Raw genomic sequence first — 24,282 nt, 5'->3', positions numbered from 1 at the left:
ATCATGGGAAGAAGGGTAGTATGCTGAAATTCAAAGCTGCTCGGGTTCGTCGGCCGAAAACGAGGCGGGGCCGGATGTTGGGGGCAAGTCTTGGCCTTGTATCCGCTTTCGCCCCGACGGCCGCCCGTGCCGTCCCGCCGCCTGTGAACCTTGGTAATGCTGCTGAGGCGGGTGATGAGGCTTCGGCAGGGGTGTTCGGTTTCCTTTCCAACTGGCGGCGGAGTTCCAATCTACTTGGCAATATGTGGGGTCTGCGCCCTGAACTCGGCAAATACGGTGCTGTTCTCGCCATCCAGGAGACATCGGAAGTTTTCGGAAACCCTACGGGCGGCAGTCATCGTGGGGCGGGCTATAACGGGCTCACAGTGGCAGTGCTGCAGGTCGATACGCAGCGCGCCATGGGCTGGTATGGCGGTACGTTTAATGTGAGCATGGAGCAGATCCATGGCCGCAATTACAGCGCCGATAACCTTATGGCCCTGCAAACGGTCAGCGGGATCGAGGCAGACCGGGCCACGCGTCTGTGGGAACTCTGGTATGACCAGAAGTTCCTCGACCAGCAGAAGCTCGACATCAAGATAGGCCAGCAGAGCCTCGACCAGGAATATATGGTGAGTGCCAACGCGCTCGTGTTTGCCAACACGATGTTTGGTTGGCCCATGCTGCCTTCGGCCGATCTGCCGGGTGGTGGCCCCGCCTATCCGCTCTCAGCCTTGGGTGTGCGAGGCAAATACTGGCTTGCGACACCACTTTACCTGCTCGGCGGTGTGTATAGCGGCAGCCCGACCCGCAGCCGCGATGGCGACCCCCAGATGACCAATCCTTCCGGCACAAGCTTCCCGCTGAACCGCGGTGTGATGGCAATTGCCGAACTGCAATATGTGTATCCCGCTTTGGGGGCCATGGTATCACCCGACGAGGTTCAGCCCCTCTCTCACGTCTATCGCATAGGCGGGTGGTATGATTCCGAGCCATTTGCCGACCAGTACTGGGACAACTCCGGGATACCGCTGGCCTCACCGAACAGCAACGGGACTGCGCTCACCCATCGCGGGGCATTCAGCTTCTATGCTGTGATGGATCAGATGATCTGGCGTAGCCATACCGATCCCAACAGAACCATCAGCCTTTTCGGACGCGCGATGGGGGCCCCGCAATCGGACCGTGTGCCGATCGATTTCAGCCTGAATTTCGGCCTGACATTCAATGACCCGCTTCCGTACCGTACAGACGATACCTTCGGTATCGGCATGGGCTACACCCATGTAAGCGGGGCGCTGGCCAATTATGACCGGGCGGTGAGGCGCTATTCAGGTGCCTATTCCCCCACCCAGGGCGGGGAAACCTATGTCGAGGTGACCTACCAGTACCAGTTTACCGGCTGGATGCAGTGGCAGCCCGATTTTCAATACATCTTCAATCCTGGTGGCGGCATTCCCAATCCGTCCCATCCGGATCGACGGCTTAAAGACGAACTCGTGTTCGGCTTTCGCACCAATATTGCGCTTTGAGGAACACCATGTCGCCCCGTCTGTCCTGCACTGCTCTTGCTCTTCTGGCTCTTGCCTCGGCGCCGCACCATGCCCGCGCCGAGCATAAGGGCTTTCTGGAAACCCTGCACCGCCATACGACACTGGCTTCGACAAGCCCCGGGAATGGCGACCTCAACCCCTATGCAGTTGTGGTTGTGCCACAGGATATGGGCGTGTTGAAAAAGGACGAGGTGCTCGTCACCAATTTCAACAATATCAGTAATTTGCAGGGCACAGGCACTACAATTGTTGCCTACTCTCCCATTACCGGCAATGCGCGCCTATTTGCCAATCTGCCGAGTAATCTCGCTGCCTGCCCCGGTGGTGTCGGTCTTACAACGGCATTGACCATTCTCAAATCGGGCTGGATCATCGTCGGCAGTGCCCCCAGCAAGGATGGCACGACCACCACCAAGGGTGATGGATGTCTGATTGTGCTCGATGCCAATGGCAAGTTCGTCACGACCTGGAAAGGACCGCTGATCAACGCACCCTGGGGGGATATTGCCAGTGTCGATCACGGCGACAAGGCGACACTCTTTATTTCCATGACCGGGTTCGATCTGCCAGGTCCGAATGTCGTGGACCCTAAAACCAATTATCCGCCGATCCTGCAGAAAGCGACGGTGCTGCGTCTGGAACTCAGCATTCCGGCAGGTGGACCGCCGGTGCTCGACAAGCAGACCGTTGTGGCCAGCGGATTTTCTGCCCGTGCCGATCGCGACAACTTCCTGTTTGGCCCGACCGGGCTCGCACTGGATGACGATGGCACACTTTACGTCACTGATGGCTACGACAACGAGGTAACGGCTATCGATAATGCCCTGACACGGGAGGAACCGGTGACACGGGTCAATGACGCAGTGGGGCGTGTCATTACCAAGGGCGGATTGCTGAACTGGCCTTTGGCCATGATCTGGGTGCCGGGCCATCATCTGCTGGTTGCCAACGGTCGAAACGGGCAGGTGGTCGAGATCGACCCCGCAGCGAAAAAACAGATCTACGCCCAGTGGGTGGATGCGGATCAGGCTCAGCAGCCTCCCGGCAATGGTGATCTGTTCGGCCTTGCCATGACCCCCGATGGAAAGAGCTTCTATTACGTTGAGGACGACATGAACACGTTGAATGTGAGCCAGCCATGACCGACGCAAAGTTCTGGCCCGCATTGCGCCGCCGTCGTTTCCTCGCCGGGTCGGTGGCCCTGAGCGGCCTGTCTCCTGCCGTCGCGAGGGCAAAGGCAACCCACACAGATCAGGAGCGGGATCAATCGCATGGTGCGATCGGCTCGTCTCATCAGCCCGGCATCGTCACCCCCCAGCAGCCTCATGCCTATTTCATCACGTTCGATGTGACGACAGACAAGCGTGAAGCCCTCGTGAAGATGCTACGTGCGTGGAGTGAGGCCGCAGACAGATTGATGGCAGGCAGGGATATGCCGGGTCTTGTCGATTCAGACGAGACAGATGGCCTCGGTCAACGCAACTTGACGATCACCATTGGCTTTGGCCCAACGCTGTTTATTAAGGAGGGGAATGACCGTTTCGGTCTGGCCTCGCATCGCCCAGCGGCGCTGGCCGATCTGCCGCGTTTTACAGGCGATCAGCTCGTGCCAGCCCGCACCGGTGGCGATCTGTGCGTGCAGTGCTGTGCAGATGACCCCCAGACGACGCTTCATGCCTCGCGCATCCTGACACGTCTGGCCTATGATATTGCCACACCGCGCTGGGCGCAGGCAGGATTCCTGCCCAATTTCGGCAAGGGTAAGACACCGCGCAATCTGATGGGCTTCAAGGATGGGACCATCAATCCCGATGCTCAAAACCCGAAGACTGCGGACCGGTATATATGGGCTGCTGCCAGCGATCTCCCCTGGATGCAGGGGGGGAGCTATCTCGTTGCGCGTATCATTCGTATTGCCTTGGAGCACTGGGACCGGACACCTGTTGCGTTCCAGGAAGAAACGATGGGCCGTCAGAAGCTCAGCGGGGCACCCATTGGCGGACACGACGAATTCGAGCCTTTGACCCTTACGCAGAAGGATCATGACGGCAACCCGGTTACTGTCCAGAACTCCCATGCACGTCTTGCAGCGCCAGAGGAGAATGGCGGCGCGCAAATTCTTCGTCGGGCTTATTCCTATGATAACGGCTTGAGCTACACCGCCGAGCGCTGGCCGCCGTGGCGTCAGGGCATGGAGATGGATGCCGGCCTGTTGTTCCTGAGCTGGCAGCAGGACCCCAGGACAGGTTTCGTAAGGATTTTCGAGAAAATGTCCAAATTCGACATGATGAACCAGTACACGACCCATATCGGGGGCGGGCTATTTGCCTGCCCTGGCAGAAGGGATGGGGAGTTCGTTGGTCAGACCTTATTCGAGAGTTAATCAGATATAGCGTCTGGTCTTGAGGTGCATTATTTGATCGTAACGATTGCAAGGAACTGCTGTCTCTCGATACTCTCTATATTTTGGAGTATTTGAGTCCTGTTTTATAATGCTGGACGTTGGAAGGGCGTCGCTGTATTTCGACCGACAAGCAGCCGCTCCGGATTGCGGGGCGGGCACATACAGGGGCGGGGCCATTTCATCGGCTGGGCGACATTCACGAGGGATCAGAACAGGCGCATCGTTCATGCGCCTGTCTCTTTGCCTTGTTGTCCTTCTCGGGTTCCTTGCCTTGCTTGGCCTGCAGGGTCTGGCCGAGCCGGATGAAACCCCCAGAGCTGAAATAGAGCGACTGATCGGGGTCGATATCGCGTCCGCCATGGTTATGGCCGACCCCATGGGCATGTGTGATTCCACGTCGATGGCGATGCCCGCATCGCATCACATGCCAAAGGCAGGGCATCATCATCACGATACAGCCTGTGCGCTTTGCCCGCTTCTTCAGTTGGCTGTGTTCATTCTTGGGGTCGCTCTGCTGGCGGCGTTCTCCCGCTCGATCCGGCTCACCCACATCGTTTCTCTGCCGCCTTGCCGCGCGCCGCCCGGATTACGGTGGGTCCTGCCGCCATCCCAGGCACCGCCAGTCGTCCTGATCTGACATCGCTTTCCGTACTCCGGTGCACGTTTCCTTTGGGAGCGAGCTGGACGGCGGGATTTCGTATCAAGACTGATCAGGATTAATTCCATGACACTGCCCCCTCATGGCAGATCGCACCGTCGCGCCTATCTCGCGCTCGGGTGTACCTCATTGCTAGCGCTTGTTGCTGCGACCAATGCCCACGCGGCAACCACGCCTTCAGCCACGACCTCGTCCCGCGGCGGGACCGCAGTCAATGCAAGCGCGCTCAAAACATCGCAATCAGAGACAAGACCATCCCCACCAAAGGAGAAGGCGCCCGATAAGCCCGCGAACCGGTCGGATGGCGATGACACACCGGTCGAATATCTCCGTGTGCAGGGCATTCGGCGTACCGCCATTCATTCACCCGATACAGCTTCGCTACTCAAAGGCTCGCTGGGCTACACGCAATATGCTGCGGGTGGGGTCTCATCCTTGCCCGTCCTCAACGGTATGGCCGATGACCGCGTCGCGACCATTGTGGATGGCATGCGTATTGCCTCGGCCTGCCCCAATCACATGAACCCGGCGATGTCGTATATCGACCCCGACAGTGTCTCCTCTGCCGAGGCCATTGCCGGTGTCACCCCGGTCAGCCTCGGGGGCGACAGCACCGGCGGTACGGTAAAAATTGAGCGCAAGGACCCGCTTTTTGCTGCTCCCGGCAAGATCCTTGTGACGGGCCATGTGCGGGGCGATTATCGCAGCAATGGCGGCGGCTTGGGGGCTTCGGGCACGGTGACAGTCGCCAACGATCTTCTCAGTCTGCGTTATACCGGCTCCTATAGCCATGCGAGCAATTACCATACAGGGGGCGATGGCAAGCAGGTTCGCTCCACCAGCTATCTCTCCTTCAATCATGCCGTAACGGCTGGCCTCAAGAAGGATAATCACCTGCTCGCCCTGACCTTTGGTCAGCAGGATATTCCGTATGAGGGTTTCCCCAACCAGTATATGGACATGACAAATAATCGTTCGACATTTGTGAATGGCAAATATCGGGGCGAGTATCGATGGGCGACCCTCGACGTGCGCGGCTTCTGGCAGCGCGTCGATCACGTCATGAACATGATGAATGACAAAGGTGGTCATACCGCAACCACGGGTATGCCGATGAACACGGATGCACGGACGGCGGGCTACGCAATTGACCTCACCGTGCCCCTCAGCACACATCACAACATCAAGCTCGGCAGCAGCTATGACCATAACGGACTGAATGACTGGTGGCCGCCGCTCGTGGGCAGCATGATGATGGGCCCCGGCACGTTTCATAACATCAATAACGGCCATCGTGACCGCCTGGGCCACTATATCGAGTGGAATGCCCAGTGGACACGACGCTTTTCGACCCAGCTTGGGCTGCGCAGCGATCTGATCATGATGAATACGGGCAAGGTGGCACCGTATTCCTGGACCGGCATGATGCAGATGGCCGATATCATGGCAGCACGAAAGTTCAACGCTGCCTCGCGGGGACGGACAGACACCAATTTCGACGTGACGGCCACCGGTCGCTGGCATATTCGTGACGACCTGATGCTTGAGGGCGGTTACGCCCGCAAGACGCGGTCGCCCAACCTGTACGAGCGCTATGCCTGGGGTATGGGCACAATGGCCACGCGCATGATCGGCTGGTTCGGCGATGGCAATGGCTATGTCGGCAACCTCAACCTGCGCCCCGAAATTGCGAACACGGCCAGCATGACGCTGACATGGCACGACCCGAAAGGCGAGGGCTGGGAGGTTCGGCTCCAGCCATTCTATACTTACACAGAGGGCTATATTAACGTCGTTCGTCTGGCATCATTCAGCAATGGGCTGTCGAAGCTGCAATTCGTCAATCATAACGCGCAGAGTTACGGCCTGAATGGCTCAGCCCGTTATCGCCTGTGGAACGACGAGCGCTTCGGGCAGGGCAGGGTCGTGACAAGTTTCAACTGGGTGCGCGGGCAGGATATGGTCACCCATTCCGGCCTGTATCATCAGATGCCTGCCAATGGCATGATCGGCCTACGCGAGACCTATCAGAACTGGACCGGACGTGTGGATGTCACGTTGGTGAAGAAGAAATCGACAGTGGACTGGCTGCGTAACGAACCGCGCACACCGGGTTATGCGCTGTTGGGCCTGGGCGGGAGCTATCGCTGGCACAAGCTCACGCTGGATGCGAGCATCGAGAATGTGCTAAACCAGAAATACTATCTGCCGCTAGGGGGGCTGTCGCTGGGTGACTATCGTCAGACGAATATCCTGTCGCCCCTCGCCGGACTTGGCCGGTCGTTCAATCTCAGCCTGACAGCCGCGTTCTGACGATGGCAAGGCGACGCGCTCATTCTGACGGCGTCGCCTCGCCCGTGCCGGGCCAGCAGGATGTGTCGACCTGATGGGCGATGACAAACAACCCACATGCTGTCTTGCCTAATCTGCCGCCCGCGCCTATCGCCTAGCCCATTGGTCGATGTTCAGGGGACCGCCCGGAGCGGCTGACGTTAAGGGGAGCGCTTTGAGATGGTTGGGGTGACGGATCAGGCCGCGGCAAAATGTGCAGCTCCGGACAGGCTTCCCCGTCATGCCATGATCATTCTGGCTCTGGCTGCCTTTGTAACCTTGCTGACCGAGATCATGCCTGCCGGATTGCTATCGCTGCTCGCAGATGGACTCCAGATTACCCAGGCGGCAAGCGGGCAGTTCATCACGGCTTTTGCGTTGGGTGCCCTATGCGCTGCTCTCCCTTCAACGGCGCTGACCTACAAGATGCCACGCAAGCGCCTGCTCCTGATGGGTCTGGTCGGCTTCACGCTGATCAATGCAGCAAACGGCATGATCACCAATCTGGCGCTTGCCCTGACAATACGTTTTTTCGCCGGAGGCTGTGGCGGGCTGATCTGGGCCATGTTCGCGGGTTACGCAACGCGGCTTTCACCACCGGCACAACGGGGCAGGGCAATTGCGCTGGCGGGTTCGGGCGTCACGCTGGCACTCGTGCTCGGGGCGCCGTTGAGCGCGGCAATTGGCCAATGGCTGGGCTGGCGCGGCGCCTTTCTATGTCTTGGCGGGTTTTCGGGTCTGCTCGTGATCTGGTCGCTCTGTTTTCTGCCAGATGCGCCCGGCAGTCAGGCTGGTAGTCATTTCGGCCTTTCAGGCAGCCTGCGCCAGCCCGGTGTGCTCGCCAATCTGACATTGATTTTCAGCTTTGTCGCAGCCCATAGCCTGCTCTACGTTTTCATCGAGCCCCTGCTTGTCCCGTCCGGGCTTGGAGCGCGCGTGGATCTCCTCCTGCTGGTTTTTGGCGGAGGCTCGGTTGCCGGTCTTTTTGTGACCGGCATCCTGATTGATCATCATCTCTCGCGGCTCACGATGGCCAGTATTCTCGTATTCATGGCGGCCTGTCTGCTCATGTCACTTGGTCTGACGCACAAGCTTCCGGTCTGCCTTGGTGTTGTGTTGTGGGGTATTACCACTGGCGGGTTTGCAGCGCTTACGCAAAGCGCCATGACGAGCGTCGCGGGGCGCTTCATGGATACCGCTCAAGCCATGGCGACAACGGCCTGGAACCTCGCCGTATCAGCCGGTGGGTTATTGGGGGGCGCATTGCTGACCCATAGCAGCATCGTCGCGCTGCCTGTCGCCGCGATCCTGCTTTTGCTGTTGGGACTGGGGGCCTATCAACGCGGACTGCGCCCGCTCATTTGAAGGATAGGCCCTGTCAGGCCGTCAGAGTGTTTTGACGTGCGTCGTGGCAACACGCAGACGATGTTTCCTGACCGCGCGCACGGTGAACACAGCCAATCCGACGACCACGACAGATGCTGCGAAGCTCAGCGTGAGCGACTGCAGATCGGTCATGGGATAATGTAAATGCGCAGGGCCCCACCATCTTGTCATTTCGACTCTCCGTTATTCTGGGCCGGCGAACCAGCATTTAGCTGGCCCTTTGTGCTCTTGTCAGAAAGCTGATCCGCTCGACACGGGAAGAGTGGGCGTCTTGGAAATTATCGTCAATATTCAACTACAGTAACAATAATCACGATATTGTCTTATTGATATATATCAAAGGGAAGAAATACAAAGATAGCGAATATTAACTACTTAATGTGCGTTTGCCACACGGGAATGATCTGAATCCACCAGGGCAATAACGGTACCGAAGAGGGCTTTCTTCCTGGGCGGATTTTCTTACGCCGGGCACTGGGGGCGGCTTTGCGAGTTCTTTTCGCGCCCGGGTGGCTGCCTTACAGGTGAGTTGCTAACAGAAGACTGTGACAGGTTGCACTGCGTGCGCTCAGGCAGTTCAAGGCGCTAAAGACGCGGAAACAGGGAGCGGATGAGGCGTCCAGGCGCCTCAATGTCGCATACGAGCGAGTCGTAATATGGCCCCTGGAACCAAAAAAAGCCCGCCACGGTCACGTTAGGCGTGCCGGGCGGGCCTTGGTATAGGTCCGGCTGCAACCAGGCGCAGCCGGAACCATGGCGACTTCAGTTCTTCGGCCAGCCCTGCAGGACCGCGTCTTTCACGGATTGCGGCAGCGGAACATAGTCCAGCTTCACAGCGTCAGGATTGCCGTTCTTGAGCGCATAGCTGAAGAAGTCCTTCACGGCCTTGCCCTGCGCAGCATCCTTCGGGTCAGTCGGAACCAGCACGAAGGTGGCACTCATGATGGGCCAGGCGTTTGCACCAGCGGTGTCGAGCAGATCCACGGCATAACGGTCTGCATGAGCCCAGTCGGCATGGGCCGCAGCGGCAGCGAAAGCAGCGGAATCCGGCTTGATGAAAGCGCCATCATGATCACGAAGCTGCGCCATGTTCAGATGGTTGCGGCTGGCATAGGCGTATTCCACGTAGCCGATACCGCCTTCTGATTCCTTCACGCCAGCGGCAACACCGTCATTGCCGCGCGCACCTGCACCGCCCGCCCAGGCGATTGACGTACCAGCCCCGAATTTCTGCTTCCAGGCGCCGGAAACCTTGGCGAGGTAAGAGGTGAATACGAAGCTGGTGCCCGACGCATCGGCACGATGGATCGGGGCCACATCCGTGTCGGGCAGCTTGAGGCTCGGGTTGAGTGCCGCAATGCGCGGGTCATTCCAGGTCGAGATCGTGCCATCATAGAGTCCGGCAATCGCAGGGCCATCCAGCTTCAGCGCACCGGGAGCAATGCCCGGCACGTTCACAATAACCACGATCCCGCCCATGGCCGTCGGGAATTGATAAAGCTTGTTGCTGTCCAGCTTCGCCGCGTCCATCGGCTTGTCAGAAGCGCCGAAATCGACCGTGCGGGCAATGGCCTGGTTCTGACCGGCACCCGAACCAACGCTCTGGTAATTGACCGAGGTGCCGATTGCCTTTTGTGCAGTCTCACCCCAAGCGCCATAGATCGGGGCCGCAAAGCTCGATCCGGCGCCGGTGATGGTGGCAGCGTGCGACACGCCGCATGACAGGGCCAGAGAGAGCGACAGGGCGCCGAAAATTCGGGAAAGCTGCATTGTTTGACCTCGATAGATCGTGATGACGGCTCGTTCTATCGGCGCCAGAAACAGGAAGATACATTTATAAAATGATAGTTTTATGAAAGCGGTCGGCGCTCCGGCATGACGTATGGCGTGCCTTGCAACCTGTCATGCGCTGTGTCTGAAAGGGGCCGTGAGACCGGTTTCTGCTGGCGTGATCGGCTCGATCGAAGTGGGATCAACAAACTTCGACCCGTACGGATGATCGACGTGGCGCTCCGCTGCGCCCAGCTTAGGGAGAATAGGTCGACCGATGAAGATCGTAGCAGATCGGTCGGGCGGAAGGTTGAACCCCGCCCAGTGTCTCGTCATTGACCAGCGCATCGGCGGGCAATGAGGCGGCTACAGCGTCCAGAGCGGGATAAGCGGCATCCCCTTATTGGGGAGCGGAGGATGGGCTGACCGGCCATTGTCAGGTTCAGTGTCCATCAGGTCAGCGAGAGTGCTTTGAAACCTCCTATGGCCCCACCCGCAAAAGAGTGGAGCCATAGGGTGCAGTGTCAGAAGCTGACACCTGTTTCAAGGTCGATCAGCAGGGCGTTCTTGTACCGGTTGGTACCGCCCGGGTGCCAGATATATTGAAGGCCGGGGCGGATGGTGAGCCACGGCGCCGGACGCCAGCCATAGTTGATTTCGCCCGCATGTTCACCGCTCGGCTTGAGCAACCCGGTATCCTGCGTCTGCACCGCCTGGAGGGCTCCAACATAGGCGCCCAGTTTGGGGTTCACGAAGTTGAATTTGCCACCGATGCTGATTGTATCATTTGGCCGGTTCCAGAACGTTCCCTTGCGGACCACACCCCAGGTGATGAAATACGGGGCGATTGCCGTGCGCGGGTCACCCCAGGTGAAGGACAGGAAGGCCACGGTCGAGCGCGATGAATCGCTCCTGTCGCGCTGAAGCATCTGATCGGCCATGAACCATCCGCCGTAACGTCCGCGTACCTTGTCGATGGGCAGATTGCCGAGAACGCTTGTCGGCAGCTCAAACCCTGCCAGCTGGGCGTAGACATTCTTGACCTCTGACGTATCCCAGTAGCCGCCAATCTTGACGTTGGTCGGCAGGCGACCTTTGGTGTCCGTGCCGCCGAAATGCCACCCAAGCTGGAAGGGCAGGTAGGCGCCGGTCGAACCATGCAGCCACATCTTCCAGGCATAGCCCGTATTCGAAATGGTCGGATCGACGTTATAGATGCCAGCTGAAACGAGCATGCGCTGATCACCGAAGGGGAACAGCTTCACGAACGCGCCGGGATGGGCAGTCGGGTAGTAACCATAGCCAGAGTTGCTTGCGAGCGCCTGTGGCATACCGCAGATCGCATTCGATTCGAACTGGCAATAAAGATTCATGCCCCAATGCATGGTGGACTGACCGAAATCATTTTCGGTATTGATCCAGCCGATTTCGGTATCGGCGTAGCGGTTCCACTGCATTTCCCATGAGAGCCGTGTGAAACGAATGGTCTCGCCCGAACCGAAGATTTCCTGCGGGCTGTTCAGCGCGGGAAGCTGCTGGCCAATGCCAAGGCCGGCGCGCTCGGTGAGCAGCACATGGAACATACCGTAATTATGCCCTGTGAGCTGGGCAAAATTGACATCGGCGCCAATCGCCACTTCATGAGCATAGCGCACGGTCTGGGCGCGCCCGCCGGTGGGATTACCTGCGCTGTCCTGCAGGTAGTGGCCCTGCGGCGTGATGCCCATGTTCTGCAAGCGGGTACGCAGGCCGCCCCAGTCACCCGTCATTGTGGGCTGCTTCAGCCAGTCTGAAAAACTCGCCGGAAAAAGGGCCTCGTTACCCGGTACCGGCACGAAGGGGTGGCGTACGGTGCCCAGAGAAGGCTGTGTGCGATCATAGGGGCTGCCATAGAGATTGGGCGGGTTATCGGCGCCCTTGCCTGCATGATTCTGGGTTGCCGTCTCCTTGAGCATAGGATCGAGCGTGGCTGCGGTCTGATCACTCGGGCTTGCTTGCTGGCTCTGACTCTGGGCAGAGGCCGGTGCAATGAGAAGGCAGCTTCCAAGTATCGTCCCGGCAGCCCAAAGTGCCAGACGCCCCGCGGCATTCTTTACAGGCATGATCGCGTGATCTCTCCATACTGACAGGTAACAACCTCACGCGACGCAAAGCTGAGATATGGCCAACTCTGTGCGTCGTTGCGCCCTCCCTATCAATATTTCATATCATGACAAGGAGATTGACGGCCGCAATCTATTTCCCACGTTGTGGGCTCCTGGCCTGTGTTTTTAAGGCAACACCTATATATCGGGTGCGGATTAACAAAATACCGTCGCGGTCGGCATGGCGCGGCGTGCATCGACTGTAAACTCGCGTTGCGTGTCCGCAATGGTACCCCGGCGGCTCAAAGGCGACCCGCCGGGAAGATCGTTTTCCCTTGCCCCGTTGGCAGTCGGTCATCGCATGATCAAAACCAGCTGCGAATACCGACCGTCAGGCGCAGGTTGCCGCCGCTATCGTCTCGCTCCCGCGCAAAACGCCGCGCCTGCTGGAAATAGCCGTCATACGTCATGGCAATATAGGGCGCGAATTTCCGCCATATCTCATATCGCAGCCTCAACCCCGTATCGATATCGGAAATTCCCGCACCGTTACCCCGGGCTGGATCGGCCTTCGAATAGAGATTCAGCTCAATCTGAGGCTGCAGGATCAGCCGGTTTGTCAGAAGAATGTCGTACGAGCCCTCAAAACGGGCGGCAAAACGTCCCTGATCGCTGACGTAGCCGGTGGCCTGCAACTCGAACTGATAAAGCGACAGCCCCTGTATACCGAGCGCAGCCCAAGTGCGTGTGGGACCACTATCCAGATCGACGCGAACACCGCCCTGCACGTCGAAATAAGAGGATACGGCGCGGCTATAGAGAACCTCCTGATCGCCATCTCCCATGCGGCCTTTCGACACGGTGCCCTCGGAACGCAGCCAGAGGCGATTATAGTCGCCGCCAACCCAGGCTTCGCCATCCCACCGGAAGCTCGAATTCTGCCCGGCAAGGCGCCCCTCGAACTCGTCGAGCAGGCCATGGACCCATATTCCCTGATCCATGACAGGCATGACACCGTCGATATAGCTGGGCATCGTCGCACTCGACTTTGCCTGCGACGCTGACGCTGCATGGCTGCCCGATGAGAGCAAAAGGGTACCGGCAAGGCTGGTCAGAAAGCTGATGGTGTGTCGGCGCATGTTCATGACACCACCACCGTGCGGAACATGCCGAGATGCATGTGATAGATCAGGTGACAATGTAGCGCCCACATGCCCGGCGTGTCTGCCGTCACAAGATAGCTGAGCTTCGAGCCGGGCTGGGAGAGGATGGTATGCTTGTTGGGCCTGAGCGCCCCCTGACCGTTTTCCAGCTCGCTCCAGAACCCATGCAGGTGAATCGGGTGCTCCATCATTGTGTCGTTGATGAGTGTAATCCGTACACGTTCCCCCAGACCGAGCATGATTGGCGGCGCTTCAGAGAATTTCTTCGCGTCAAAACCCCAGATATAGCGCGTCATATTCCCTGTCAGGTGCAGCACGATTTCCCGGCTTGGGGGGCGTTGGTCCGGGGCAGGGCGCAGGGCACGGAGCATCGCGTAGGTGAGGACTACACGCCCGTTATCCTCCAGTCCGTCCCCCGGCTCTGACAGGCGATTGACCGGGGCCATGGCGACATTCTGGTTTTCCACATTGCGTGGCGGCGGGCCGGGGTCATCGATCTGGATGGGCTGCGCCGGGGTCGGATACGCGCTTGACGCTGGTTTGTCTTGCGGTTTCATGCCGCTCATGCCGCTCATGCCGCTCATGCCGCTCATGCCGCTCATGCCGCTCATGCCGCTCATGCCGCTCATGCCGCTCATGCCGCTCATGCCGCTCATGCCGCTCATGCCGCTCATGCCGCTCATGTGAGCAGGGGCTTTCTCCATGCGCCCCATTCCCATATCGATCATGCTGCGCATGGGACGCGGGTCCATGGGGGGGATGGGTCCCGTCATCCCCAAAGCGGGAGCGAGTGTGCCGCGTGCGAAGCCGGTGCGGTCTTCTGGCTGGATGAAGATTGTCCATGCCCGGTTGTCGGTCGGGGTGACGATCAGATCATAGGTTTCAGCCGGGCCGATGCGGAATTCCTCAACACGCACGGGCTGAACATCTGATCCATCCGCTGCAATGATATCAAAATCGAGCCCCGGTATCCGGAAGTCGAACAGGGTCATGGCCGACGCATTGACGACACGCAGCCGGATCCGCTCGCCCGGGGAAAACAGGCCGGTCCAGTTGTCATCCGGCGATTGCCCGTTGATGAGGTAACTGTAAATCACCCCGCTGACATCAGAGATATCCGTGGCTGACATTCGCATACGCGACCACATCAGTCGGCTCGCCAGAGCGTCATGCAATCCATGCTGGCGGGCTTCATGAAACAGCGAGGCCACGCTGCGCTGGCGGAAATTGTAATAATCGTCCTGCTGCTTGAGGTTGCTGACGATGTCATGCGGCGCGACATCGCTCCAGTCTGACAGGACAAGAACGTAATCCCGCTCATAGTGATGGAGCGGCGGCCCTGCCGGATCGATCACCAGCGCACCAAAAAGCCCCTGCGCCTCCTCCATGCCGGAATGGCTGTGATACCAGTACGTGCCCGATTGGCGCAGCGGGAAACGGTAAGTGTAGCGACCCTTGGCAGGAATGCCGGCAAAACTCAGGCCCGGCACACCGTCCATGTTGGCTGGCAGCCTGATGCCATGCCAGTGGATCGAGGTAGGCTGATCAAGATGGTTGACGACATTCAGCACCATCTCGTCACCCTCGCGCCAGCGGAGGGTGGGGGCAGGAGCGCTTCCATTGACCGTAAAGGCGCGGCCCCTGCGCTTGCCGACCTGCCAGGGTGCCGTATCGACAGTCAGGTCGTAGGTGGAGGCGGGCGCCGGCGGAATGGCTGAGGGGTCAGATATGTGTGCCGCAGGCGTCATAGCGGGCATGGCGCGGGCGGACGAGGCAACGCCGAGCCCCGCCAGCCCCGTGACGAATTTCCGGCGATTGAGCGCCGGACCTTTGCGTGTCAAGGCAATCATGAAACAGGTCCTGAATGATCGGAACGGAACGCGCGGCCTGAAAAGATCAGACCGGCATACGGATCAGCGATTCAGGAAAAGCGGGGCGGTCTGGGGTCCGGAACCCGTCGCTGGCCGGCCAGAGCAAAGCCGGATGAGGCAGCATAGCGGGTTACCTGCACGGCGAGCGGACGGGCAGGTGACGTGGCAACAAGAGCGACATGGCCAGTTGTGCAGGACAGGCTCGGGGGGCAGCCATGGCAGCTTTCCCCATGCGGTTTGTGCTGGGGCTGTTCCGCCTTGCCCATCATGCCGTTTGTGGCTGCGCTAGACTGATCCATTCCGTTCAGGGCGACGATGGGGTGATGCATCGCACATCCCGCATGGGTGCTTTGCACCGTCATCTCGCCGCAACCGGGCAGCTGCGCACCAGCCGCCTGCGCCGGGAACGCCCCGCGCAGGATCAGGCAGAATGCAGCGAGCATCACGATCCATAGAGGCGTGCAGCGGTTCGGCATGTCGTCCCATAGACGTTACAGGGAAATAATTGGATTAGTTGCGACACTCTCTCAGAGGTATACGTTGATTGCAACCGTATTGATCACCATCTCAGTCTGGTCATATTGGCAAGGAGCATGAAACAATGAGCGAGACCCTTGATTTCCAGGTTGAAGGCATGTCCTGCGGGGGCTGCTCAAGCCGCCTCGAAAAGGCACTGCTCGAGATCCCCGGCGTGACGGATGTCAAAGCCAGCCACGAGACGGGCGATGTGCGCGTCACCACGGACGGTGCGGCTGTGCCGCGCGCCGCGCTGGAAACGGTCATTGAGGAAACGGGCTTCGACATCGCACGAGGCTGACATGCTCGTCTATCGCCGCCCGGAGATCATCGAGGCCCATTTCGTCGGTTACAACACGGCGGGATGGGCTCAGCGGTCGTCGCCTTTCACGCGCCCGTCGCTTAACGAGCCAGCGGTTCAATCTGACCAACACTGGTCAAATGTCGGCATCCCGCACACTTCGGGCTGATGGTTGCCGGAGAATGGTTCAGCCGACGGTCCCTACGGGGCAGGCGGTAGTAGCTCTACGCGATGGAGCGGCCAGATAAGGGACGCCCCATCGGTAGAGGCAAGCGGTTGAAATGACCCTTTCTTTCAGTCGAATGAGAAATGATTCCATGAGCGCCAGCAGTCTTGATCTGGAAGTAACGGGTATGAGCTGTGCTGCCTGCGCGGCACGGCTGGAGAAAGTGCTCAACCGGCAGGATGGGCTGACAGCGTCGGTCAATTTTGCATCCTCGCGCGCGATCATCTCCCGAGCCGATGAAGGGCCAGACCTCACCGCCATTGAAAAGATCGTTGAGAAAACGGGCTTCGGTCTTGGGCATCAGGAAGCACGATTTGCCATTAAGGGAATGAGCTGCGCCGCTTGCTCTGCGCGACTGGAAAAGGTGCTCAACCGCTTGCCGGGCGTCAGGGCAGCCGTCAATCTCGCCACGGAGACCGCGCAGATCGACTATATCGCAGGGGCAGTCACTGAGGATCGTCTCGTCGAGGCCGTTCGCAAGGCTGGCTTTACGGCAACCCCCACAGCGGATCAGCAGGGGCACGAAGCGCCTTCGAAAGAACCTGCAACGGCGCAGCGGGATCTGGCCATTATCGCCCTGTTCTGCATTCCGTTTGCCATCGAAATGCTGGGTATGGCGGTTGGCGCCCATCACCTCGTGCCGCTCTGGCTTCAGGCGCTTTGTGCGAGTGTCGTACAGATTTATGGTGCCCGTCATTTCTATCGCAGTGCCTATCATGCGCTGCGAAGTGGCTCGGCCAATATGAACGTGCTGGTCTGCCTCGGCACGAGCATCGCCTACGGCTTCAGCATGGTTGTCACGCTTTGGGGGCTTGATCTGCCAGTCTATTTTGAAGCGAGCGCCTTTGTGATCCTCCTGATTTCGGTTGGAAGGCTTCTCGAGGCGAGGGCGCGTCAGAAAGCGGCTTCCGGTCTGGAAGCTCTGCTCAATCTGAGGCCGCAAACTGCCAACCGCGTAACCCCGAACGGCGTGGAAATTTGCGCTGTCGCTTCATTGCAACGCGGTGATGTGTTCGTGGTCCGCCCTGGTGAGGCCATACCGGTTGATGGCGAGGTTATCGAAGGCACAACCGAGATCAATGAGTCGATGATTACGGGTGAGGCTGTGCCCGTCCTGCGTCAGGTTGGCGATACGATTTTCGCCGGAACGCTCAACACGACGGGTGTCGTGCGCGCCCGTGCAACCTCGCTTGGAAGCGAGACCGCACTGGCCCGCATCGTGGCGATGGTCTCGCGTGCGCAGGGATCGAAAGCGCCAATCCAGCGCCTGGCTGATCGTGTTTCGGCCATCTTCGTACCCACCATCATTGTTATCGCCTTATCGACGTTCGTCATCGGTTGGCTGGCAACGCACGATGCGCAATGGAGCCTCGTCTCGGCCATATCGGTGCTCGTCATTGCCTGCCCCTGTTCACTGGGCCTTGCGACGCCGACCGCGCTGATGGTCGGGACAGGAAAGGCGGCCTCTGCCGGTATTCTGTTCCGCAATGCTGAAGCGCTTGAACGCGTTCATCGTCTCAAAGTGCTGGCCTTCGACAAGACAGGCACACTCACCAAGGGGCAGCCTGAAGTCGAAGCGATTTATCCCGCCGATGGGGTGACCGAGGCGGAACTTCTGGGGGTGGCAGCATCACTGGAGGCCAACTCGGAGCATCCATTGGCGAAGGCCATCATGCTGCGGGCAAGAGAAGCGGGGGTCACCTCCGCCCACAGTCTGGACCATTTCCGCGCCGTGCCGGGCAAGGGGATCGAAGCGGCAGCGAAGGGGGAGACCTTTCTGCTCGGGACACCCGAATTCCTGCAAGAACAGGGCATCGCCGTGTCGGCCCTGCCATTGGATGCCGAAACACAGAGCATCGCCTGTATTGCACGCGGGGGCGTCTATCTTGGCGCCATAACCCTGTCTGACGCTCTGCGCCCGGAAGCCGCGGCCATTGTTTCCTGGCTCCGCAAGCAGTCGATCGAAACGATCATGCTGACAGGCGATCGCGAGGCGGTTGCTGCGCGGGTTGCCCGGGAAGCAGGTATTGACGAGATCAGAGCCTCACTTCGGCCCGAAGGCAAGGTCTCCGCGGTGCAGGCGTTGCGCGGTGAGGGTCGTCTGGTTGGTATGGCTGGGGATGGCATCAATGATGCGCCTGCTCTGGCCGCTGCAGATATCAGTATCGCAATCGGCTCAGGCTCGGCCGCGGCGCTGGAGACAGCAGATCTCGTGCTCATGAGTGCGGATCTGCGTGCTATCCCGGATGCTCTGTCCATCTCCAGGGCTACTGTCGGCAAAATAAGGCAGAATCTCGTTTTTGCCTTCGGCTATAACGTGGCGGCCATACCGCTTGCAGCCTGCGGGCTACTCAATCCGGTGATTGCCGGCGGGGCCATGGCGCTCAGCTCAGTCTCGGTTGTCACCAACTCCCTGCTTCTCAATCGCTGGCGCTCACAACGATCCCTCTGATCGCTGCAGCGCCGAGCGGGGAAGCCTCAGTGTGTGATCAGGCTGACCTTGAGCGCACCGCCTTCGGGTGTCAGTCTGACGGCGCAATCGTCGAAGCTCGGCGGCCCGAAACGGACGCTCGGATCCCGTGAAAACCCTATGGGCTCCTTGGGTATGCCAATGAACGAGCGATCGAGCCGGGCATTGCCGTTGCGGTCCTGATAGGCCTGCACGGCATATACGCCTGCCGGTATGTCGGCAAAATTCACGGTAACGTCTGGCTTAGATGATTTTACCTCAGCATGGAATTTGCAGCTGGGCTTGAGGAACTCATCCTCCGTGCAGATCGCCACCCTGATGGTACCAACGTCATCGGGGACGTTTCCGATAACCGCCTGAACGGGGCCTGCCACGGCCACAAGAGGGGCAAGCGGCAGGGCCATAAGGGTGGCGAGCAGACCAAGTTCAGGTTTCATAATATCGTCCTTTCCAGGTGACGGGGCGTCCAAGCACATGCCTCAGGCGGGCGTGAAACTGGATGAAAAGCAGCATGAACACCCCGACCGGACTGGCGAGAACGGTGCGTAACCCCTGCTGACACCGCAGCGCCACCAGCAGGCGCAGTGCAAGGCTCGCCAATCGCGCAAACTGCATCGTCGGGGTGCCACGAAGCAGGAAGGGAAGGATATGTCCTCCGCCCAGCAGGAGCGTCCATATGGGCAGGGCGACAGGGCCGGCCAGGCCTTCCACGGCGTTCTTCATCAATCCTGCATAGACCTCGCGCCCATTGCGGTACATTCGGCATGTGGCGAGATCGGTGGCATCGAGCAGCCGTGTGCGAAAACCGGCCCGACGCATTTCGCGTGCCAGAGCAAGGCCGTCATGAAGCTTGTCCCGTATCTGCCCATGGCCACCGCTCTGGCGATAGGCCTCTGCCTTGACCATGACCAGCTGCCCGCAGGCTGCCGCTAGGGCAGGAGAGCGACCCTTGTCGAAAACGAGTGGCAGATAACCGAAAAGCAGGACATCAATGAAGGGCAGGAGAAGCCATTCAAAGCCCGAGCGCATTTCCTGACGTGGCACACCGCTGATCAGTGACGGGGCGTGTACGCCCTCGGTAAGTGCCAGCAGCCGTGGAATTGCGCGTTCCTCCAGCCGGACATCGGCATCGATGAACAGGAGCCATTCCTGTGTGGCGGCGGCAACAAGCTGGGCGCAGGCATGGTTCTTGCCACACCAGCCTTCAGGGAGAGGTCGTCCGTGCAGCAGTCGTACACGTTTGTCGGCAATGGCTTCGACACGTGCCGCGGTATCGTCCTGAGAGCCATCATCGAGCACCAGAACCTCGCGCACCGCAGGTCCGTTTGCGAGAACGGCCATGATGGCCGCCTCGATCTGTGCCCCTTCGTTGCGTGCGGGAATAAGCACAGAGATACCGGCGCTGCGGGCATTTGAACGTGAGGGCGCGCGGCTCAGGGCACGCAGGTTGAGCAACCCGACCAACAACGGAAAGGCTGCAAGGGCTGCGATGGTCAGTTCAGCCCGCGTCGGGGCTGACCGTTCAGCGCCCTGCGTGGCGTGGGTCATGTTTTTCCCTCCTCATCAGGCTGCTGAGTTTCTGAAGCTGGGCATACAATCCGCCCATGCCGGATCGCCCTTCGAGGAGAAGTCGGAAACGCGCATGGTCGCGTTTGATGACATCTGCCGCCAGCGCATCCTGTGTTGCGTTAAGAGCGTCCTCCAGAAACGCGTGATTGGCTGTGAGGCTACCGGGCAGGCTGGAATGAGGCACGGGCTGGCCGAAACGTATGAATACTTCTGCCCGACTTTCGGAGCCGTAGGCATATTCGATTGCAACCGGGATGATCACGCAGTCTGTCGCCTGAGTGGCGATATGGGCCAACCCCGCCTTGAGCCTGACGGGTCGCAGGCGGACATCAGTAAATTGCCCTTGTGCAGTGAGCCAGAAAACGCCGCCACTTTTCAGGATCGCTACGGACTGGTGCAGGAAGTGTCGTAGCGAGCCATGCGATGACGGATCAAGCGGCAGAAACCCGGCGCGATTGAGGGTGGGGTAACGCTCGAGCGTCCGGGCATCTATCGGGCCGAAGCCCGGTCGGCCGGGCATGAAATGCGACTGTAGCAACGCAAACAGGGCAGGGTCCCACCAGCCGGGATGGTTGCTGTAGAACAAAGTACCGGATGCTAGGGACGCGTCTGGCTTATGTCCCGACCACTGCACGGAGGCAAAATGACGGGTCAGGCGTTGCCTGAGGGCCCGCGTGATCCAATAAGTAAGAAATGGAGATCGGCCATAGGCCGTCTCCAGTCCCGGTCGCCACGCGTTACCACGGTTGCTGCGTGACAACTCAGCCGGCCGTGCTGCGTGATGCTGCACCCGATGGGGCTACGGGCACGGGGCTATCCTTATCGAGGCAATCGGCAGCGATCCAGCCCGACATGAGCGCCATAGGCATGCCGGGGCCCGGATGAGCGCTGCCACCCGCCATGTAAAGCCCTGCAATGTCGTCCGACCGGTTTGCAGGCTTGAAGCCGCCGCTCAGCTTCCCATGGCTGGCAAGGCCATAAATGGCACCCGCCTGGGGCGAGTATCTCGTATGGATATCCATTGGAGTCAGGTGGTGTTCTGCCACGATACGCTCTTCGATATCAGGCATACCGCCCGCCTTCTTCAGCTTGTCGAGGATGACCTGACGATAACCCGGGAACATCTCGGTCCAGTTCTGGCCGGGGCGCAGATACGGCGTGTGGACCAGCACATAAAGGGCCTCTCCACCGTCCGGCGCGGTTTGCGGCTCGGTCCTGGCAGGCGCAGCGAGATAGCAGGTGGGGTCCGGGGCAGGGCGGCCCTGGTGATAGATCGCATCGAATTCCTCTTCCGCATCGCGCGAAAAGACGAAATTGTGGTGGGCAAGGTGCTCATAGGCCTTGTTCAGACCCAGATAGAGCACAACGCCCGAGCACGCGGGCTCGCGAGACTTCCACTGGCGACGGAACTGGCGAAAGGCCTTTGGTGCGGCCTTGCGATCGATCAATTCATACATGGTACGCACGCTGTCCATGTTCGACACGACTGCCGATGCAGCGATGGTTTCGCCGGATTGGGTCTCGACACCATGGACCCGTTTTGCGTCGTGCAGGATGCGCTCGATACGGCAGTTGGTGCGAAACACGACGCCATTCTCTTCGGCGATCTTACGCAAGGCAACGGGTACCGCGCGTGTTCCGCCTATCGGATACCAGATGCCTTCATCAACCTGCATGTGGGCGATACCGGTCAGTACCGCCGGCGCCTGGAGGGGGTTTGAACCAACATATTGCGTGAAATGATCGAAAACCTGCACAGCCTGCGGGTTGGTGATGCGCTTTCTGATTTCCTGCCCAAGCGTCGAATGCATACGCAATGCAAGGACGTCTCGCAGCGTTTTGGGCGCAAAAGTCTCACCAATATTCATGGTGTCGCGCAGCCCGCCGACGGATTTCCAGAATACGAAACGCCGCGAGATATCATGAAGCCGCTCGCTGACCCTGAGCAGATCCTCATAACCGGCTCCATCGCCCGGCTTACGTTTTTCCAGCTCCTCTGACATGAGGGCAATGTCCTCAACGAGGTCGAGGGGTTGGCCTTCGTCAAAGAAGCAGCGCCATTGCGGATCCAGACGACGCAGGTCCAGACGATCCTCCATACGCAGGCCGCTCTCGGCGATGATGCGGCGAAGCACGGAGGGAAGCGTGAGAATGGTCGGTCCCATGTCGAAACGGAAACCATCCTGATTATGCTCGGCCGCCTTGCCGCCCGTCCAGTCATTGGCCTCGCACACGATCACCTCGTGACCGCGGGCGCTTAGCGTGCAGGCGGCGGCCAATCCCCCGAGCCCTGCCCCGATGATGACTATGGGTGCTCGCTTCGTCGTATTCAGCATGGAATTCTCTTCCGCTCAGGCGTGGCCACCGGTACATTCTGGCATCAGGTGCAGACCCGGAGGTGGGGTCTCGATAATCGTCGCTGGCGCCTTGGCCAGATCTTCGATGAGGAGCGTCGCACTGATGCGTGCCCCCTCGAAAATGACGGGCAGGCCACTACCAGGATGGGTGCCCCCGCCCGCAAGATAAACGCCTTTTACGTCTTCAAACCGATTATGGGGGCGTCGATGCAGCATTTGTCCAAGCGAGTGGGCCATGTTGAACACCGCCCCACGATGGACATCGTGTTCCTCCTGCCATTGCAGCGGGGTGATGGTTTTCTCGACCAGGATGCGCTCTTCTATATCGCCAAACCCTGCATCACGAAGACGCTGGAAGACGATCTGGCGCGCCTGCGCTGTGTTGGCCTCATCCCACGCGAAGCCATCCTCGCGCAGATTGCCGACCGGCATGAGAACGTAGAGAGCTGAGCATCCTTCAGGCGCCTGACCGGGATCTGTCACACACGCGTTCTGGATATAAAGGGACGCCTTGGACGAGATCTGTTTACCTGCCTCGATCTCGGCAAAATTGTTCTCATAGTCGCTGGAGAGGAAAATGGTGTGATGAGCGTGATCGGGCAGAGTGCCCTTGAGGCCGAGATACATCATGAATGTCGAGCAAGAGTATTTCTTGCTGGCGATATTCTCATCGCTCCATTTCTTGCGTGAATTGTCTGGCAAAAGGGCGGAGATGGTGCGGGCAAAATCGCCGTTGACGACAACGGCATCGACCGGAACGGCCCTTCCGTTCGCCACAATCCCGGTTGCCTTGCCCTTGCTGGTCTCGATTATCTCAACGGCACTGTTGAGCTCGATACGGACCCCCAGGGTCGTAGCTGCCTGCGCCATGGCGGCCTCGGTTCCACCCTTGGGGTGATAGATACCGAACTCGTGTTCCATGAAGCTCAGGATGGTAAAGAGCGAGGGACACCGGTAGGGCGACATGCCCAGATATTTGCTCTGAAACGAGAAGGCGAGACGCGTGCGCGGGTCGCTGAAGTAGCGTGACAGGTCCTTGTCGATGGAAGAGAACGGCGAAAGAACCGGGAGCGCCTTGAGCATGTCAGGCTTGAACAGGTCAAAGACAGAGCTGAAAGGCCGCTGAAGAGGCGCGATGAAACGCTCGAACTTATTCCTGTTATCGGCGAGGAAGCGTCTCACTTGTCTCGCATCCTGCGGCGAGATCTTGGCTATTTCCTCTTCAAGGCGCTGTGGATCGGTCGTCAGCGAGAGGTTAGGACCATCTTCAAAGCGCAGATCGTAAAGGTGATGGAGCCTTTCTAGCTCGACCATCTCATCGAAGTTGAGCCCACATTGCGCGAAAATCTCACGGATAATCTCGGGGTACAGAAAGAAGGTCGGGCCGGTGTCGAAACGGAAGCCCTCGAGCTCGATACATGACGAGCGACCACCGATCCTGTCACCTTTTTCGTAAATCGTGACATTGGCGCCGGCATGGGCGAGCAGCATGGCTGAGGCGAGGCCTCCCGGTCCTGCGCCAATCACAGCGACATTGCGCGAATGAAGCCGGTGGCGAGAATGCTGGGTGCCCGGGGAAGCGGTAGAGACCATGAGGCGCAGGGTCCTGACAGGATGACGGAATGGCAACATTCCGAGGCATTA

The 24,282-nt window shown here is 59.3% G+C and carries 19 protein-coding genes; 8 read left to right on the top strand and 11 right to left on the bottom strand.

The window, feature by feature from the left end:
- Window positions 1-74 precede the first annotated feature (74 nt).
- From ED655_RS08655 to ED655_RS08630, 6 genes are all read left to right on the top strand, one after another.
- Window positions 75-1,511, top strand: a complete 1,437-nt coding sequence (locus tag ED655_RS08655; protein WP_240993583.1) for a carbohydrate porin — start codon at window positions 75-77, stop codon at window positions 1,509-1,511.
- Between the two features lie 8 nt (window positions 1,512-1,519).
- The gene (locus ED655_RS08650; RefSeq protein WP_122049825.1) at window positions 1,520-2,674 is read left to right on the top strand and encodes an NHL repeat-containing protein; all 1,155 of its coding nucleotides are present in this window, start codon (window positions 1,520-1,522) and stop codon (window positions 2,672-2,674) included.
- Window positions 2,671-3,915 carry a Dyp-type peroxidase gene (locus ED655_RS08645; protein WP_122049824.1) on the top strand — a complete coding sequence of 415 codons (1,245 nt, stop codon included), beginning with the start codon at window positions 2,671-2,673 and terminating at the stop codon, window positions 3,913-3,915. The genes ED655_RS08650 and ED655_RS08645 overlap by 4 nt, the downstream gene beginning before the upstream one ends.
- 247 nt (window positions 3,916-4,162) lie before the next feature.
- The gene (locus ED655_RS08640) at window positions 4,163-4,573 is read left to right on the top strand and encodes a DUF2946 family protein (RefSeq protein ID WP_122049823.1); all 411 of its coding nucleotides are present in this window, start codon (window positions 4,163-4,165) and stop codon (window positions 4,571-4,573) included.
- Between the two features lie 87 nt (window positions 4,574-4,660).
- The gene (locus ED655_RS08635) at window positions 4,661-6,907 is read left to right on the top strand and encodes a TonB-dependent receptor (protein ID WP_122049822.1); all 2,247 of its coding nucleotides are present in this window, start codon (window positions 4,661-4,663) and stop codon (window positions 6,905-6,907) included.
- A gap of 198 nt (window positions 6,908-7,105) precedes the next feature.
- Window positions 7,106-8,290, top strand: a complete 1,185-nt coding sequence (locus ED655_RS08630) for an MFS transporter (RefSeq protein ID WP_122049821.1) — start codon at window positions 7,106-7,108, stop codon at window positions 8,288-8,290.
- 21 nt (window positions 8,291-8,311) lie between these two features.
- Here the strand turns inward: ED655_RS08630 and ED655_RS15980 are convergent, their stop codons facing one another.
- The 6 genes from ED655_RS15980 to ED655_RS15520 all read right to left on the bottom strand — a co-directional run bounded on the left by ED655_RS15980 (window position 8,312) and on the right by ED655_RS15520 (window position 15,642).
- Complete coding sequence (locus ED655_RS15980) at window positions 8,312-8,443, bottom strand: hypothetical protein (RefSeq protein ID WP_277302611.1); 132 nt, start codon at window positions 8,441-8,443, stop codon at window positions 8,312-8,314.
- A 630-nt stretch (window positions 8,444-9,073) separates the two neighbouring features.
- Complete coding sequence (gene pstS, locus ED655_RS08625; protein ID WP_122049820.1) at window positions 9,074-10,081, bottom strand: phosphate ABC transporter substrate-binding protein PstS; 1,008 nt, start codon at window positions 10,079-10,081, stop codon at window positions 9,074-9,076.
- A gap of 524 nt (window positions 10,082-10,605) precedes the next feature.
- Entirely contained in the window at window positions 10,606-12,183 is a 1,578-nt protein-coding gene (locus ED655_RS08620) for a carbohydrate porin (RefSeq protein ID WP_240993582.1), read from the bottom strand.
- A 347-nt stretch (window positions 12,184-12,530) separates the two neighbouring features.
- The gene (locus tag ED655_RS08615; RefSeq protein WP_122049819.1) at window positions 12,531-13,310 is read right to left on the bottom strand and encodes a copper resistance protein B; all 780 of its coding nucleotides are present in this window, start codon (window positions 13,308-13,310) and stop codon (window positions 12,531-12,533) included.
- The gene (locus ED655_RS08610; RefSeq protein WP_122049818.1) at window positions 13,307-15,178 is read right to left on the bottom strand and encodes a copper resistance system multicopper oxidase; all 1,872 of its coding nucleotides are present in this window, start codon (window positions 15,176-15,178) and stop codon (window positions 13,307-13,309) included. The genes ED655_RS08615 and ED655_RS08610 overlap by 4 nt, the downstream gene beginning before the upstream one ends.
- Window positions 15,179-15,249: 71 nt before the next feature.
- Window positions 15,250-15,642: a hypothetical protein gene (locus ED655_RS15520; protein ID WP_162993448.1), complete on the bottom strand. Its 393-nt coding sequence runs from the start codon at window positions 15,640-15,642 to the stop codon at window positions 15,250-15,252.
- Window positions 15,643-15,800: 158 nt separating this feature from the next.
- Between ED655_RS15520 and ED655_RS08600 the strand changes: the two genes are divergently transcribed.
- Complete coding sequence (locus ED655_RS08600; RefSeq protein WP_122039630.1) at window positions 15,801-16,016, top strand: heavy-metal-associated domain-containing protein; 216 nt, start codon at window positions 15,801-15,803, stop codon at window positions 16,014-16,016.
- Between the two features lie 317 nt (window positions 16,017-16,333).
- Window positions 16,334-18,694 carry a heavy metal translocating P-type ATPase gene (locus tag ED655_RS08595; RefSeq protein ID WP_122049816.1) on the top strand — a complete coding sequence of 787 codons (2,361 nt, stop codon included), beginning with the start codon at window positions 16,334-16,336 and terminating at the stop codon, window positions 18,692-18,694.
- A 26-nt stretch (window positions 18,695-18,720) separates the two neighbouring features.
- Here ED655_RS08595 and ED655_RS08590 read toward each other — a convergent pair whose 3' ends face one another.
- The 5 genes from ED655_RS08590 to ED655_RS08570 all read right to left on the bottom strand — a co-directional run bounded on the left by ED655_RS08590 (window position 18,721) and on the right by ED655_RS08570 (window position 24,231).
- On the bottom strand, window positions 18,721-19,149 hold the full coding sequence (locus ED655_RS08590; RefSeq protein ID WP_122049815.1) for a DUF2141 domain-containing protein: 429 nt from the start codon (window positions 19,147-19,149) through the stop codon (window positions 18,721-18,723).
- A complete protein-coding gene (locus ED655_RS08585; protein WP_122049814.1) occupies window positions 19,139-20,260 on the bottom strand; it encodes a glycosyltransferase family 2 protein in 1,122 nt (373 codons plus the stop codon). The genes ED655_RS08590 and ED655_RS08585 overlap by 11 nt, the downstream gene beginning before the upstream one ends.
- A complete protein-coding gene (locus tag ED655_RS08580; protein WP_162993447.1) occupies window positions 20,235-20,867 on the bottom strand; it encodes a lysophospholipid acyltransferase family protein in 633 nt (210 codons plus the stop codon). Before ED655_RS08580 ends, ED655_RS08585 begins: the two co-directional genes overlap by 26 nt.
- 175 nt (window positions 20,868-21,042) lie before the next feature.
- Complete coding sequence (locus ED655_RS08575; protein ID WP_122049812.1) at window positions 21,043-22,617, bottom strand: phytoene desaturase family protein; 1,575 nt, start codon at window positions 22,615-22,617, stop codon at window positions 21,043-21,045.
- Window positions 22,618-22,632: 15 nt separating this feature from the next.
- On the bottom strand, window positions 22,633-24,231 hold the full coding sequence (locus ED655_RS08570; protein ID WP_122049811.1) for a phytoene desaturase family protein: 1,599 nt from the start codon (window positions 24,229-24,231) through the stop codon (window positions 22,633-22,635).
- Window positions 24,232-24,282 lie beyond the last annotated feature (51 nt).

This window comes from Asaia bogorensis, from assembly GCF_900465345.1.
Taxonomy (GTDB): domain Bacteria; phylum Pseudomonadota; class Alphaproteobacteria; order Acetobacterales; family Acetobacteraceae; genus Asaia; species Asaia bogorensis_A.
Note: the sequence above shows the minus strand (reverse complement) of the source record. Positions and strands in the feature narration are given on the sequence as shown.

Excerpts from the sequence above, each read along its gene's own strand:
- ED655_RS08575 (WP_122049812.1), bottom strand. The coding sequence starts at position 22,617 with ATGCTGAATACGACGAAGCGAGCACCCATAGTCATCATCGGGGCAGGG.
- ED655_RS08640 (WP_122049823.1), top strand. The coding sequence starts at position 4,163 with ATGCGCCTGTCTCTTTGCCTTGTTGTCCTTCTCGGGTTCCTTGCCTTG.
- ED655_RS08570 (WP_122049811.1), bottom strand. The coding sequence starts at position 24,231 with ATGGTCTCTACCGCTTCCCCGGGCACCCAGCATTCTCGCCACCGGCTT.
- ED655_RS08650 (WP_122049825.1), top strand. The coding sequence starts at position 1,520 with ATGTCGCCCCGTCTGTCCTGCACTGCTCTTGCTCTTCTGGCTCTTGCC.
- ED655_RS08600 (WP_122039630.1), top strand. The coding sequence starts at position 15,801 with ATGAGCGAGACCCTTGATTTCCAGGTTGAAGGCATGTCCTGCGGGGGC.
- pstS (WP_122049820.1), bottom strand. The coding sequence starts at position 10,081 with ATGCAGCTTTCCCGAATTTTCGGCGCCCTGTCGCTCTCTCTGGCCCTG.
- ED655_RS15520 (WP_162993448.1), bottom strand. The coding sequence starts at position 15,642 with ATGCTCGCTGCATTCTGCCTGATCCTGCGCGGGGCGTTCCCGGCGCAG.
- ED655_RS08635 (WP_122049822.1), top strand. The coding sequence starts at position 4,661 with ATGACACTGCCCCCTCATGGCAGATCGCACCGTCGCGCCTATCTCGCG.
- ED655_RS08645 (WP_122049824.1), top strand. The coding sequence starts at position 2,671 with ATGACCGACGCAAAGTTCTGGCCCGCATTGCGCCGCCGTCGTTTCCTC.
- ED655_RS08655 (WP_240993583.1), top strand. The coding sequence starts at position 75 with ATGTTGGGGGCAAGTCTTGGCCTTGTATCCGCTTTCGCCCCGACGGCC.
- ED655_RS08630 (WP_122049821.1), top strand. The coding sequence starts at position 7,106 with ATGGTTGGGGTGACGGATCAGGCCGCGGCAAAATGTGCAGCTCCGGAC.
- ED655_RS08590 (WP_122049815.1), bottom strand. The coding sequence starts at position 19,149 with ATGAAACCTGAACTTGGTCTGCTCGCCACCCTTATGGCCCTGCCGCTT.
- ED655_RS08595 (WP_122049816.1), top strand. The coding sequence starts at position 16,334 with ATGAGCGCCAGCAGTCTTGATCTGGAAGTAACGGGTATGAGCTGTGCT.
- ED655_RS08610 (WP_122049818.1), bottom strand. The coding sequence starts at position 15,178 with ATGATTGCCTTGACACGCAAAGGTCCGGCGCTCAATCGCCGGAAATTC.
- ED655_RS08620 (WP_240993582.1), bottom strand. The coding sequence starts at position 12,183 with ATGCCTGTAAAGAATGCCGCGGGGCGTCTGGCACTTTGGGCTGCCGGG.
- ED655_RS08585 (WP_122049814.1), bottom strand. The coding sequence starts at position 20,260 with ATGACCCACGCCACGCAGGGCGCTGAACGGTCAGCCCCGACGCGGGCT.
- ED655_RS15980 (WP_277302611.1), bottom strand. The coding sequence starts at position 8,443 with ATGACCGATCTGCAGTCGCTCACGCTGAGCTTCGCAGCATCTGTCGTG.
- ED655_RS08615 (WP_122049819.1), bottom strand. The coding sequence starts at position 13,310 with ATGAACATGCGCCGACACACCATCAGCTTTCTGACCAGCCTTGCCGGT.